At 58.7% G+C, this 13,870-nt stretch carries 11 protein-coding genes; 8 read left to right on the forward strand and 3 right to left on the reverse strand.

Annotation, left to right across the window (positions count from 1 at the left end; translation table 11 throughout):
• The first annotated feature begins 223 nt into the window (after nt 1–223).
• On the forward strand, nt 224–1,657 hold the full coding sequence (gene cls / locus AC559A_RS05800; protein ID WP_498816741.1) for a cardiolipin synthase: 1,434 nt from the start codon (nt 224–226) through the stop codon (nt 1,655–1,657).
• A gap of 19 nt (nt 1,658–1,676) precedes the next feature.
• Here cls and AC559A_RS05805 read toward each other — a convergent pair whose 3' ends face one another.
• Together AC559A_RS05805 and AC559A_RS05810 are read right to left on the reverse strand one after the other, a co-directional pair.
• Nucleotides 1,677–2,114, reverse strand: coding sequence for a TA system VapC family ribonuclease toxin (locus AC559A_RS05805; RefSeq protein ID WP_028571002.1), 438 nt, complete (start codon nt 2,112–2,114; stop codon nt 1,677–1,679).
• Nucleotides 2,114–2,362: a hypothetical protein gene (locus tag AC559A_RS05810; protein WP_084031784.1), complete on the reverse strand. Its 249-nt coding sequence runs from the start codon at nt 2,360–2,362 to the stop codon at nt 2,114–2,116. Before AC559A_RS05810 ends, AC559A_RS05805 begins: the two co-directional genes overlap by 1 nt.
• Before the next feature lie 199 nt (nt 2,363–2,561).
• Here AC559A_RS05810 and AC559A_RS05815 point away from each other — a divergent pair, with 199 nt between their 5' ends.
• The 3 genes from AC559A_RS05815 to AC559A_RS05825 all read left to right on the forward strand — a co-directional run bounded on the left by AC559A_RS05815 (nt 2,562) and on the right by AC559A_RS05825 (nt 5,197).
• Complete coding sequence (locus AC559A_RS05815) at nt 2,562–3,173, forward strand: YqaA family protein (protein WP_498816743.1); 612 nt, start codon at nt 2,562–2,564, stop codon at nt 3,171–3,173.
• Nucleotides 3,174–3,389: 216 nt separating this feature from the next.
• Entirely contained in the window at nt 3,390–3,791 is a 402-nt protein-coding gene (locus AC559A_RS05820) for a PaaI family thioesterase (protein ID WP_498816744.1), read from the forward strand.
• A complete protein-coding gene (locus AC559A_RS05825; RefSeq protein WP_498816745.1) occupies nt 3,785–5,197 on the forward strand; it encodes an MATE family efflux transporter in 1,413 nt (470 codons plus the stop codon). The genes AC559A_RS05820 and AC559A_RS05825 overlap by 7 nt, the downstream gene beginning before the upstream one ends.
• A 10-nt stretch (nt 5,198–5,207) precedes the next feature.
• Here the strand turns inward: AC559A_RS05825 and AC559A_RS05830 are convergent, their stop codons facing one another.
• On the reverse strand, nt 5,208–7,493 hold the full coding sequence (locus tag AC559A_RS05830; RefSeq protein ID WP_498816747.1) for a CHASE2 domain-containing protein: 2,286 nt from the start codon (nt 7,491–7,493) through the stop codon (nt 5,208–5,210).
• Nucleotides 7,494–7,618: 125 nt separating this feature from the next.
• Between AC559A_RS05830 and AC559A_RS05835 the strand changes: the two genes are divergently transcribed.
• The 4 genes from AC559A_RS05835 (at nt 7,619) to AC559A_RS05850 (ending at nt 13,781) form a co-directional block, all read left to right on the forward strand.
• Nucleotides 7,619–8,917, forward strand: coding sequence for a TolC family protein (locus AC559A_RS05835; RefSeq protein ID WP_498816748.1), 1,299 nt, complete (start codon nt 7,619–7,621; stop codon nt 8,915–8,917).
• Between the two features lie 121 nt (nt 8,918–9,038).
• The gene (locus tag AC559A_RS05840; protein WP_498816749.1) at nt 9,039–9,377 is read left to right on the forward strand and encodes a GxxExxY protein; all 339 of its coding nucleotides are present in this window, start codon (nt 9,039–9,041) and stop codon (nt 9,375–9,377) included.
• Nucleotides 9,378–9,554: 177 nt separating this feature from the next.
• Nucleotides 9,555–13,019 carry a hypothetical protein gene (locus AC559A_RS05845; protein WP_498816750.1) on the forward strand — a complete coding sequence of 1,155 codons (3,465 nt, stop codon included), beginning with the start codon at nt 9,555–9,557 and terminating at the stop codon, nt 13,017–13,019.
• A gap of 384 nt (nt 13,020–13,403) precedes the next feature.
• On the forward strand, nt 13,404–13,781 hold the full coding sequence (locus AC559A_RS05850) for a hypothetical protein (RefSeq protein WP_498816752.1): 378 nt from the start codon (nt 13,404–13,406) through the stop codon (nt 13,779–13,781).
• Nucleotides 13,782–13,870: the final 89 nt, after the last annotated feature.

Below are 13,870 nucleotides of genomic sequence, written 5' to 3' on the forward strand. Positions count from 1 at the left end.
CACCGGTTCACGTTATCCGTTATCGGCGGTAATGAAAAAAAACTTTACCCTTTATTGTCCGTCGATACGGCGTTTTGTATTTTTGCGCGTGAATATCTTGCCTGATGGCTTCGCGCAAGCAATTTTTTTAGTCGGGATCCGAATTTTGGAGATTTGCTGACATTGATGCGGAGTTGAGATACATGCCGAGTGCTGGCCATGAAACGGTCTGAGGTGGTTTGCGATGTTGTTTTGGTTGTCCCTCACATTGGATATCAGCGGCTGGGTCGTGCGTTTGACCATGATTCCGGTTGTGGCCATGCGTCAGCGCAACCCCGCGACGTGCCTGGCCTGGCTGGCGGTGATCTTCGTGATGCCCTGGCTTGGATTGATCGCCTACGTGTTGTTGGGCGAGCAGAGCCTGGGCTTTTTGCGGGTCCGCGAGCGCATGAAGCGGCACAAATCTTTTGATGCCATCCACCGCCATCATGCCGTCCTTCCTGAAGTTGACGACGTTCGGGTCCGGCGGGATCATGAGATTTTGGTCCAACTGGCCGAGCGTCACGGCGGGCTGCCGCTTCTGGGAGAAAACCGGGTAGACCTGCTGGCGGACATCGACGATGTGGTCCGGCGTTTGGTCGCGGATATCGATCAGGCCCGGGAGCATGTTCACCTGCTGTTTTACATTTTTCGCGACGATGCCATGGGCCGGAAGGTCGGAGATGCGCTGATCCGAGCGGCCAAGCGCGGTGTCCGCTGTCGTTTGTTGGCGGATATGGTCGGGTCCAGGGGGATGTTCAGCGGCTTGGGAACGAAGCTCCAGGAAAACGGGGTCCAGGTGGTGGAGGGCTTGACCGCGAATCCGCTCCGGATGCGCCTGGCCCGGCTGGACATCCGCAACCATCGCAAGCTGGCGGTGATCGACGGCAGCGTCGCGTATACCGGGTCCCAGAATATCGTGGAGCCGGTTTTCGGCCATCGCAAGGCCGGAGCCTGGCACGACGTGATGGTCCGGATCGTCGGTCCCAGCACGCGCCAATTGCAGTCCGTGTTCGTGGAGGATTGGTACCAGGAGACCGGCGACGCCCTGGACTGCGCGTCACTTTATCCGCCGGTCGTGGAAGAAGGGGAAGTGGCGCTGCAAATCGTGCCCACCGGTCCGGACCTGCCCACCGAGGGGTTCCAGGATTTGCTGATCCAGGCCATCCATTCGGCCCAGCGCAAGGTGGTGATCACGTCCCCCTACTTCATCCCCAACGAAGGAATGCTGACCGCGCTCCGTCTGGCTGTGGGGCGCGGAGTGGTGGTGGACCTGATCCTGCCCCGACGCAGCGACCATCCCATGGTGGACCTTGCCAGTTACCATTATTGCGGCGTCTTGTTGGAGCACGGCGCAAACATTTTTTTGTTCGACGACGGGATGCTGCATGCCAAACTGCTGCGCGTGGACGACGCCATGGCCATGATCGGTTCGGCCAATTTCGACATCCGCTCGTTTTACCTGAACCTGGAAGTGGTCCTTTTTCTTTTTGATCAGGAATTTCTGTACACGGTCCGTCAACTGCAAAGCCAATACCGGTCCCGATCCGAAAAAGTCGACCCCCAAGCCTGGAACCGCCGCCCCCTCCCCCGCCGCCTCCTGGAATCCATCGCCAAGGTGTTCAGTCCGTTGTTGTAAAACTTGCTGTCGCGGTGATTCACTCGGTCGTGATGCAGTGCAGGTGTGCGGAGGTCGCGCCTGTGACGAATCGATAGGATATTCGCCTGTCAAGTGTTACGAAGCGTCCATTCTGGTGGACAGCCAATGCCAGCAGGTAGGCGTCCGTAACTTGTCGATGTCCAAGAATTTTGGGCCATTCAAGGATATTCTCATCCAACAGACTGATATCCGCGGTCCAAAACCTGTGTGATGGATGTCGTGCGGCCTCGGCAAGCCGTTGAGCTACTGCTTGTGCAGGCAAATTCCCAGGGTATGCGGGCTGGGACATGATGCGTATACAGCCGTTCTGAGTGATGGGACAGGATGCCCATCCGGAATGGATTTCCTTTTTGAGCCACTCAGAAACCGGGATGTGGTGGATATGGCCGGCATCCAATACGGCGATCAGTACGTTGACGTCCAGGAGAGCCCGCATCAGACACCCTCTTGATCCCGCAAGGCATTGACTTGATCATTCCCCACGACATGACCTCGTGGAGGGAAGGGGCGAAAACCATAAAGGGAAGAGGAAGAAGGGGCTTCTGGTCGGTTATGATCCAGTGAATTCGAGAGGGCTTGTCGGGCCAGTCCTGAGAGAACTCGACCGACGGAAACCTTTTGGACCCGTGCAAGCTCTTTGGCCACGCTTAAAACATCTTCTTCAATATCCAAAGTTGTCCGCATAAAAAACTCCTGCTTTGGTGGTGCCAACGTATCATGATGCTATTGCATCAATGGCTGCTCGTCAATCCGACTGATGGCTTCTACATGTCGTATTTCGCTTGACGGGCAAGCGTTTTTGGCTTTGTAGTACTTGGGTTCCACATGCAACCAAATATACGCGCCATGCCGGTCGGGCATGGGCAAGAGGGGAAGGGCCGTCGTGAATATTGTGCGTCGATTGTATGACTGGGTGTTGAGTTGGGCCGCGACTCCGTATGGGGCAGCGGCTCTTTTCGTGTTGGCGTTTTTCGAATCCTCGTTCTTTCCAATTCCGCCGGACCCGTTGCTGATCGCCCTGATTCTCGGAGCCCGGGCCAAGGCGTTCCGGTTTGCCGCGGTCTGTTCCGTCGCTTCGGTCAGCGGGGCGATGCTGGGATATGCCATCGGCCACTATTCCTGGTGGACCCTCAGCGGAGAATTCACCTCTCTGGCTCAGTTCTTCTTCAATACTGTTCCTGGGTTCACGGTGGAGAAGTTCGCCATGGTTCAGGGGCTGTTCGAGACCTGGAATTTCTGGATCATTTTCACCGCCGGGTTCACGCCTTTGCCCTACAAGGTGTTCACCATCGCCGGCGGGGCTTTCGACATCTCCCTGGTTCCGTTCATTCTGGCCTCCCTGGTGGGCCGCTCAGCCCGGTTCTTTCTTGTGGCCTGGCTGATCTGGCGCTTTGGCGCACAGATCACCACGTTTATCGATAAGTATTTTAACTTGTTGGCGGTATTGTTCACGGTTTTGCTGGTCGGTGGGTTCGTGGTGTTGAAGATGGTGTGATGGGAAGGGTGAGACCTTACACCGATTCTACTTCGGTAGTGCATTATTCGCTTGAAAAAATGCAGTTATCGGGGTCGGCGTCGGTATCGGTATCGGTATCGGTATCGGTTCGGGATCGATACTGTTTGTTCGCCAATAATCCAAATTCGACCTCGATTCCGATACCGATACCGACGCCGAAAGAGAAGCTTTGAATTCGGATGGGGAGGGGAGGTTATGGAGAAGGTCAAGGGGTATATCAATGCCAATGATCGGCTGGCCCGGTTTTTGGGGATCGAGATCGTGGACATCGGGCCGGGGACGGCCACGGCCCGGATGACCCTGGCCGAGGAGCATACCAACAGTCTGGGCATGGCCCATGGCGGAACCCTGTTTACCCTGGCGGATCTGGCCTTTGCCGCGGCCTGCAACTCCCACGGCAACGTGGCCCTGGGGGTGCAGGTGAGCATTCATTATCACCGGCCCGTTTCCTCGGGCGTCCTGACCGCCGAGGCCAGGGAGCTGACCCAGGGCGGAAGGATGGCCAGTTATCTGGTGGAAGTTCGCGATGAGTCCGCCAACCTGGTGGCCTCGTTTCAGGGGCTGGCCTACCGGAAGAAGGAACCGCTTCCTTGCTGAACCATCCCAAGGGCGGAACGGTCCCGCCTCCTCCTCCGAAAAAGATCAACTTTGATCCCGCCGCCTCGCCCACCAAGGCCATCTGGCGGCTGGCCTGGCCTCAGGTGGTGATGATGCTGTTTCACTTCCTGATCGGCTTTGTCGACGTCTGGGTGGCCGGGCGGATCAGCCGGGACGTGCAGGCCAGCATGGGCATGGTCAGCCAATCCTTTTTCATCTTTCTGGTGGTGGCCATTGCCGTGAGCAACGGGACCGTTGCCGCCATCAGCCAGTCCTACGGCGCGGGGCTGATCCACCGGGTCCAGCGCTACGTGGGCCTCAGCCTGCAAACCGCCGCGGTCTTCGGCGCGGCCTTCCTGGTCTTCGGCTACGCCTTTCAGGGGTCCCTGATCCGGATTCTTCAGACCCCGGAAAGCATGCTCCCGATCATGACCTATCTGCTCAGCGTTTACCTGCTGATTCTGCCCGCCTACTATCTGTTCATCATCGGCAACGCCATCCTGCGGGCTCAGCAACTGGTCCTTTATCCGCTGTACTGCATGATGTTGGTGGCCGGGCTGAACACCTTCGGAGATTTCGCCCTGGGGCTGGGCATGTTCGGCTTTCCGGATCTGGGGTACAAGGGGCTGGCCTGGAGCACCTTCGGCTCGGTTCTGGCCGGCGGGCTGTTCAATGTCTGGGTTCTGCGCCGCAGAAGGCTTCTGGTGCGCAGAAGCTTCGCCCCCTGGAAATGGATTCGGTGCGCCTTTCCCTACTTGTTCCGGGTGGCCTGGCCCGCCGGGGTGATGCAGTTGGTCTGGCACTCCGCCTACATCACCTTGTTTTCCATCACCGCCAGCCTGCCCGCGGGCAGCGTGGTGGCCTTGGCCGGGATGAGCGCCGGAATGCGGGTGGAATCGCTGATGTTCCTGCCTGGTTTCGCCTTCAATTTCACGGCTGGAATCCTTGTGGGACACTACCTGGGGGCCAGAAAACCCGAGGAAGCCAAGCGGATGGGCTACCGCATCCTGGGCCAGGGCCTGCTGGTGATCTGCCTGCTGACCGTGGTCCTCTGGCAATTCCTGGAACCCATCGCCGCCTTCGTCGCCCCGGATCCGGAGGTCCGGGACGAGGCGGTGAACTACCTGCGCTACAACCTCGCGGCCATGCCCTTTCTGCTGATCTCCATGATCCTGGGCGGGGCGCTCACCGGGGCCGGGGCGACCATCTACCAGTCCCTGATCATGGGCGGCTCGGCCTGGCTGGTGCGCATCCCCCTGGCCTTCGTCCTGGGCCACCTGGTCTTTGCCCAGGCCACCGGAATCTGGCTGGCCATGTTCCTGTCCATGGCCGTCCAGGCCCTCTGCGTGGCCTACGTCTACCAGTTCTGGAACTGGCAGCGCTTCGCCATGCGCAAGCAGCGGTGAGGGGGAAGGTTTACTTGTTGGTCATGGCCCAAACCCCGTCCCATTCTTCCGGGGGCGGAGCGGTCAGCAGGGTTTGGCAGCGCTGGACATAGAGCAGGGAAGGGTTGTCCTGAGGCTTGAGGGCCAGGACCTGTTCGAAGCACCGCACGGCCTCCTGGAAGTCGCGGCGGCGGTAGGCCTTGAGCCCCTGCTCGAAAGGCGGGATAAAGGCGAACTGACCGCCGGTGAAGTAGTCCGCGTTGAACGGCTCAAAAATGGCCACGGGCTTGGTCTTGCCCTTGACCCGGACCAGGTCGATCTCCCGGCAGACGATCTCCCCATCAAGCTGGGCATGGGTGAACTGGCTGATCAGGATTTTCACCCCGTAGAATTTGGTCAGACCTTCCAGCCGGGCCGCCAGGTTCACCTGGTCGCCCATGACCGTGTAGCTGAGCCGCTTGGCCGAGCCCATGTTGCCGACAATCATCTCCCCGCTACTGATGCCCACGCCGATCTCAATCCGTGAAAACCCGGGGAAACACCATTTGGCCCGACCCTGATACAGGCTTTCGAACATCTGCAGGGCTGTTTTGCAACCGATCAGGGCGTGTTTGGGGTGGTCCACCGGCGCACCGAAAAAGGCCATGATTGCGTCGCCGATGTATTTATCCAGGGTGCCGCCCTGCTCCAGGATGACGCCGGTCATGGCAGAGTGGAATTCGTTCATGAAGGTCACCAACTCGTTGGGTTCCAGGCTCTCGGACAAGGTGGTGAAGTTGCGGATGTCCGTGAAGAACACGGTCAGTTCCTTTTTCTCCCCGCCCAGCTTGAGCAGGTTCGGGTTCTTGACCACCCGGGCAATGACCTCCGGGCTCAGATAGTGCTCGAAGGATGTCCGGATTTTCCGTTTTTCCCGTTCTTCGTTCCAGAACTTGAACAGTCCGAGCAGGCTAAAGTTGCCGACAAGGGTCAGCAGGGGCATCAGAGGCGAAATGTACAGCCCGGTCTCGGCCAGTCCGTGCCGTGAGCCGAACCAGGCCGCTCCGGCCAGCAGGAGGACCGGGACCAGGGGCCACAGTCCGCCCAGATGGACCAGAGCCAGGGTGGAGAGCAGCCCCATGCCGAGGACCAGGATCAGTTCCAGACCGGGAGCCCAGTCGGGGCGGGACAGGAAATCCCCGGCAATGATCGTGTCGGCCACCGTGGCCTGGGCTTCAACCCCCGGGAAAAAAGGGTCCAGGGGCGTGGATCGGATGTCCATCAGCCCGGCCGCGGAGGTGCCGATGAAGACGATTTTGTCCTTCAGGTCGCCCGGCGTCAGACGATCCTGGAGAACGTCCCGCACGGAATGGGTGGGGAAGGTCTGGCGGCCTCCCCGGTAGTGCAGGAGCATCCGGCCGCGTCCGTCCAGGGGGATGGTCCGGTCGGCCACGCGCAGGGTTTCCGTCCCCCCGGAAGTCAGGCGCAGCACGGCGGTATCCGCGCCCACGGCCTGGAGCACCGCGGCCAGGGCCAGACTGGGGTAGATCTGTTCGTCCCAGAACATGGCCAGCGGGGCGCGGCGCACGATGCCGTCCATGTCCGCGCCAACGTTGATGAATCCCGATGTCGGCGCGGCTTTTCCCAGGACCGGAATGTTGGTCACCACGTCTCCGGCCGCGAACAACGCCTGCTCCACGGCCCGGGCGTCCGGGGTCCGGATCAGGGCGATGTTCAGGGGCCGGGGCAGTGTCCGGGCCTTGGCCCCGGCCTGGGAGGCGTCGGTGTCGGTTTCGGGCGCGTCCCGGTCGTCCAGCCCTTCAACCCGGAAATAATAGCCCAGGACATACGGCCCCTGGGCCAACATACCGGCCAGCACGGCGTCGTTGTCCTCCAGCCCCGGCGGCAGGCCCGTAAAGTCCATGTCCACGCCCAGCTCGTTCTTGAGCATCCGCCGCATGACCACCGGCGAGGTCCGGTCCTCCTCGGCAAAGACGATGTCCAGGGCAATGGCCGCGGCCCCGGCCCGGCGGATCTTCTCCACCAGCAGGGCCACCCGGTAGCGCGGCCAGGGCCACTGACCGTATTCGGCCAGACTGGCTTCGTCCAGGTCCACCACGGCGACGGCGCCCGAGGTGGTCGTGGCGTGGGTCGCCTGGAACAGGGCGTCGTAAACCTTATAGTCAAGAAATTGGAGAAACCTGGGCTGCAACACGTACAGCCCGGCCATCAGGCAGGTGAAGAGCAGCCCGGCCAGGAAAAGGCGGCCGCGCTGCCAGCGAAGGAGTTTCCGGAAAAGATGGATGAGATGCATGGTGGCTGTGGACAGGTGCGTCACGAAACTGCTTGTTGACATAAAGTTTTAGCACAGGGTAACGGTTTAAGAAAAATTGATCCAGTATTTTCATGCAAGAGCACTCCTCCCCCGCCCTCCCAGAACCTTTACGCCAAAAGGATCTTGTCATGTTCTCCAAACGTATTTTCTTTCTGGCATTCGCCGTTTTCCTGCTCTGTTCCGCCTGGCCGGTTTCCGCTTTTGCCAAGCCGTTTTCCGTGTTCATGGAGGAAGCCGTGACGGGCCATGATCTCGTCCTGGCGGCTCAGGCCAGGCGTGACGCGGCCAGGGCCGGGGTGGCCCGGGCCCGGGGCGAGTGGATGCCTCACCTGGATGCGGCGGTCAATGTCGGTCCGGAATACGTGGATCCGCCCGGGGACCGGGACAGCACCACCAAGACACGGGACTATCAGCGCGTTACGGCCAAGCAGCTGCTTTACGACTTCGGTCGTTCCGGCGCGGGCATCGGCCGGGCCCAGGCCGCGGTGGAGCGGGCCGAGGCCGAAGTGGTCGCGGCCAGGCAGGAGGTCATGCTCCAGGGCATTGCCGCCTATCTGGACGTGGTCCGCCACAAGGAGCGGTTGCGCCTGGCCCTGGAGTCCGAGCAGCGGATTATGGACCTGACCGGCATCGAGGAAACCCTGGTCACCAGGGGCGCGGGCCTGGCCTCGGACGTGCTCCAGGCCAAGTCGCAACTGGCAGGGGCCAAGGCCTTGCGGGTGCGCGTGGAAGGACAGCTGGCCCTGGCCCGGAACCGCTTTTTGACCGTGTTCGAGGTGGCGCCCACGGACGAACTGTTGCAGTCCCTGGGCCCGCCTATGATACCCTTTGAGCGGGTCCCGGCCGGCCTGGAAGAAGCCTCGGCAGCGGCCGCGGACAGCAGCGTTGAGCTGCTCATGGCCCGGCACAACGTGGACATGGCCCGGCAGGATCTCGCCGGCAGCGAGGCCGACCTTTTTCCCAGGCTGCATCTGGTGGGCGAGGCCAAGCGCAAGCACAACGACCAGGGCGTGGACGGCGCGCGCAACGAGGCCCTGGGCATGGTCGAGCTGACCTGGGCCGTGTTCAGCGGAGGCAAGGAGCGTGCCGCCATCCGCGAGGCCCGCTCCAACCTCACGGACCAGGAAAGAAGGGTCAAGGAACTGCAGGACCGCGTGGAGGAGCGCGTGGCCGCGGCCTGGCAGAACCTGATCACGACCCGGGAGAACGCCCGCCTTTTGCACGACCAGGCCGAGATCCTGGAAGAATTTCTGGACCTGGCCAAGCACGAGCGCCTCTTGGGCACGCGCTCCCTGCTGGACGTGCTCAACGGCGAGGTGGGCCATCTCAACGCCCTGAGCAACGCCGTGTCCGCGGAGACGGACCGGGCCGTGGCCCTGTATCAGTTGTTTTTTGCCATGGGCAGGCTGGATCTGGATCTTTTTTGAGGAATTCGAACCGCCCGCTGCGCTCAAGGCTCGGAGGACGCCAAGAAGAGATTTTCGCCTTCCGCTGGAAAGATGCGGAAGCCAAAAGGCTCGCCGCCTGACGGCGATAAGAAATGTGGAAATGGATGCCAATGTTGTCGGGAAAAACATAGTTCACTGTGCGATCAAGGTGCATTCGGCACTTGGACCTGGATTGCTGGAAACAGCGTATCAGAAGTGTCTGGCTTGGGAGCTTGCACGGCTCGGCCATATTGTTGAGTGTGAATTGTCCTTGCCCGTCATGTATGGATCTGTAACGATTGATGCCGGGTATCGTGTGGACATGCTTGTCGATAACCTTGTGATTGTTGAAAACAAGACAGTTGATGCCTTGTTGCCGATTCATGAGGCACAACTTTTGACTTATCTGAAAATGAAAAACGTCCCTCTGGGATATTTGTTAAACTGGCATGTGCCGTAAGCAAGGCATCAAACGCATGATACTTTCACCCCGGCAGGGTTGAGGCAATGTTTTTGGAAAGCAGCTTTTTCCCTGCTTTCCAAAATCTTCCCCTTGGCGACCTTTGAGCCTTGAGCGCAGCGGGCGGTTCAAAATATCTTATCTTTCGTTTTTTCATCCTGATCACGGAGAGCAACCATGAGCGAAACCCACATTGGAACCGTCATCGGCGTCAAGGGCCAGGCCTGGGTCGAATCCCCTCAGGGCATGCGTCCCCTGGAAAAGGACGGGGTCGTTTACCAGGGCGAGACCGTCCACACCGGGCCGGACTCCAACGTGGAGATCCGTTTTCTGGACGACACCGTCATGTCCCAGGGGCCGGAGGCGGTCCTGGAGATCAACGAGTACGTGTTCGACCCCGCGGACGGGGCCGGCTCGAATCTCAGCTTCGGCATGCTCAAGGGGGCCTTCCGCCACGTGTCCGGGGAGATCGCCAAGACCAACCCGGAGAACATCCACCTGGAGTCGCCTCTGGCCGTGATCGGCATCCGGGGCACCGTGACCGTGCACGACGTCATGGTCAACGCCGAGAACCACGGGGCCGAGAGCTTCGAAGAGGGGCTCCGGATTATCATCCGGGATTCCTTCGGCGAGGTCAGGGTCATCGACGTGCCCATGAGCATGATCGATGTGTTCGCGGACCAGCCCATGGGCGTGTTCCGGCCCATGACCCCGCAGGAGTTCCAGTTCTTCCAGGCATTTGCCCCGGCGGCCCTGGATTTTTCGCGGGAGCAGGAATCCGAAGAAGACCGCGACCCGGATGAAAGGGATGACGCGGACCCCGGTGACGACGATCCCGACGCCACCGGCGAAGGCGATCCAGATGCCACCGGCGAAGGCGACCCCGGCGCGGCAGGGGATCCCGGTGACCGGGCTGATCCCGGCACCCCCGGCGATCCCGGTCCGGGCCAGCCCGGCCCCGGCGAGGACCTGACCAAGTCGGGGGTGATGACGGCCTTTGAGAATCTGGACGGCGACGATGACGGCGATCCGGGTGGTCCCGGTGGTCAGGGCGATCCGGGTGGGCCAGGCGGTCCGGATCTGCAAGGGCAAGGCCAGCCGGGCGGCCAGGGTCTGGACGACCTGCTGCCGTTTGCCGCAAACGTTTTTGGACCTGAGTTGACACCGGCACCAACACCGGCACCGGCACCGACTCCAACACCAGCGCCGACACCCGAGCCCACACCAGCGCCGACACCCGAGCCCACACCGGCACCGACACCCGAGCCCACACCGGCACCGACACCCGAGCCCACACCAGCGCCGACACCTGAGCCCACACCAGCGCCGACACCTGAGCCCACTCCGGCACCGACACCTGAGCCCACACCAGCGCCTACACCTGAGCCCACACCAGCGCCGACACCTGAGCCCACACCAGCGCCGACACCCGAGCCGATACCCGAGCCGACGCCTCCTGACCCAGGCGGCGGTGGCGGTGGCGGCGGTGGCGGTGGCGGTGGCGGTGGCGGTGGCGGTGGCGATCCCACTCCTCCTCCCTCGGTGCTGCTTGGCCCGGAGCCGACTAACTGGGAATTCAACCGCACCGGCGATCCGTCAGAGCTTTACAAATGGTTTTTTCAGCGTGGTTTAAATGTTGTAGCGCTGTCTAACGGCGGGGAATCAATAACCCTTTCTGGAAGCGAAATTCCTGGATGGACACACGAGATGCCTTTTGCCGTTTTTGCATACGGAGGCAATGACGAAATTCAAGCAGCAGCCAGCTTGGCCAGCAACATGCTTTATGGCGGTGCCGGCAACGATACAATCATTGGTGGCGGCGGCAACGACACCATCTATGGAGGCAGCGGCCAGGACTCCATCCAGGGTGGACATGGTGGCGACAACGTCCTGATCGGAGGGCTAGGGAATTTCTGGAAAGGCCATCAACAGGGTGCCGAATTTACACGGACAGATGGGTACTCTGAGCATGATAAATGGAGTTGGAGTTTTGGCGGCAACACGGACAAGAACGTAATATACTCTGGCCCTGGCAATGATACGATCATCAGTGGACGAGGCAACGACACTATTAATGCCGCTGGCTTTTCTGGCGACGTCAAGATTTACGCCTCTTCAGGTAATAATCATATTACCACAGGCGATGGCCACAATGAAGTTTGGAGCCATGGCGGCAGCAACATAATTTTCGGAGGCACAGGCAACGATTCTATCAGTACACTTGACCGAGGCTGGAGTACCGCAAGTGAGCCGGGCTCTTCATACAACCACAACCCCGCCGGCTTTCAGATCATTCTGGATGAAGGGGAGGGGGGTAACGAAGGGAATAATTATATCCACGGCGGTGATGGAGACGACCTGATCATCAGCGGAGATGGCAACGACATAATCTTCGGCGGAGATGGCAACGATTATATTTATGTTGCGGGGGGAAATAACGATATCGATGGCGGTGCTGGAGATGACTACATTGTCGTTCATGGCACAGAAGAGAATACCATCTACGGCGGCGGTGGCAACGACACCATTATCGGCGGCATGGGAGAGAATACTATCTACGGTGGAGACGGTGATGATCATATCGTCCTGGGAGACGGGGATAATGTGGTATACGGTAATAATCTGATGCAGACAGGTTCAGGCTCAAACAATATCCATACCGGACAGGGGAAGAATGAGATTTATGGAGGCGCGGGAGACGACTTTTTTGTTGTCTATGAAAATCCTGGTGATGCCAACAACGATACCATCCACGGCGGGGGGGGAACCAATACACTTGTTTTCCATAAAGGGACCGCAGCGCAGAACGTCCCTGGCCAGCCTGGGGTTGGCAGTTTGACAAATATTCAAAATATTGAAATTGGCCAGTTGGGAGGGCAGGGCGTTGATTTGAGCAACCTTGATCAGGGATTTGACATTCACGTCAATTACAACGATGTTACTGTTATTGGCAGTCAAGGCAATGATAATATGTATTTTCATACTAATTTAGGGGCGCAGCAACATAAAATCGACGGAACTGGCGGAGAAAATAGCATAACTTTTTATGAATCTCCAGGCGGATGGATAACTTTCGAAAGCGATGATCACCTCACGAATGTTTCCACTGTCTCCATTACAAACGGTGCCACCATGATTGATCTGGAGAATCAAGATGAAGGGTTTACGATCAAGGGTAATCCTGCTCAAGAGAGTTGGATTATCGGCTCTCAAGGAGACGACATTATATATGGCGGTGCTGGAAATGACAGAATCAGCGGGATGGTCGGCGCGGATGTGCTATATGGTGGCGGCGGGAGCAACATTTTTTTGTATCATAGTATTGATGATTCTAACTCAACTGAAGGTATTGATACCATAATGGACTTTGATCCAAGTAAGGATGTGTTGAGTTTTGTTTTGCCATCTGGTAGCGGGGCTGGTGGTAGTATTTATTATCATGGACATACTGATAGTCCAGCTTTTGTAGAATATAGCGCAAATGCTTGGTATCATAATGATTTGAATATTAGTGCTACAGGGGATGGTGCAATAGATATGCAGATAGCTTTTCATGAAGATCACCTGCCCCCGGTTATCGTTGAACCGTCGTCTACCCCTGAGGTTGATCCTGTTTGGCTAGATTGGAACGTTCACGCCTAGCTTAGGGATGGTAAATGCTCGTGCCCCATATTTGGCTCGTCAGCAAGATCTGAGGGTCGCCACCGGCTCAGGATAACATCCAAGCAAAGATAAGGAAGTTTATTATACTTCGATGGTCCGCTGGTTTTTCATATTGATGTTTTGATTCAGGCGATCTTGGGGTCACCGTATCTTGTAGGGGCAGGCCTTGCGCCTGCCCTTTGCGATCACAACGCCATGCCGGGGGCGGTTGACGGACAGGTTGCCGTTGCTGCCCCGCACACCAACCAGGACCAACCAGGTCCATCCAGAGGGCGGCCGCACAAGGGCCGCCCCTGCGTTCCACATTCATGAGCGAGATCAACAAAAAACACGACACGTTTTTCCTGGAGCTACGACCACACCATGCCCCAAGAATCCCACGACCATAACTTCAAAAACGTCTTCCTGGACTTCCCCCGAGAAGCCTTGGAACTGTTCTACCCTCAAGCCCTGGAACAATGCGGCGAACTCCAGGAGATCACCTTTGTCCGCCAGGAGCCGCGCAAACATCGCCTGTCCGACTCCGGCCTAGCCCTGGACATGCCCATCCTGTTCCACTTTACCCGAGGTTCCCTGCTACTCTGGCTGGTGGAGTTCCAGGAGGACAAGGACAAGTTCTCCATCTACAAGCTGCTGCGTTACACCACGGACCTGATCTCCCTGCAAAAAGTCCGGCAGGCATTCGATTTAACTAAATATTTTGCTTGCATTGTATGCTATAGTAGTGATATTAAGATTTAAAAAACGAGGTCACTGCTATGTTGCGATATAAGAATAGAAATAGGCTAAGCCTTATGGACGATACATTTTGGCTTCCAGGTAAACAGTCA

The organism is Desulfonatronum zhilinae, assembly GCF_900182865.1.
Taxonomy (GTDB): domain Bacteria; phylum Desulfobacterota; class Desulfovibrionia; order Desulfovibrionales; family Desulfonatronaceae; genus Desulfonatronum; species Desulfonatronum lacustre.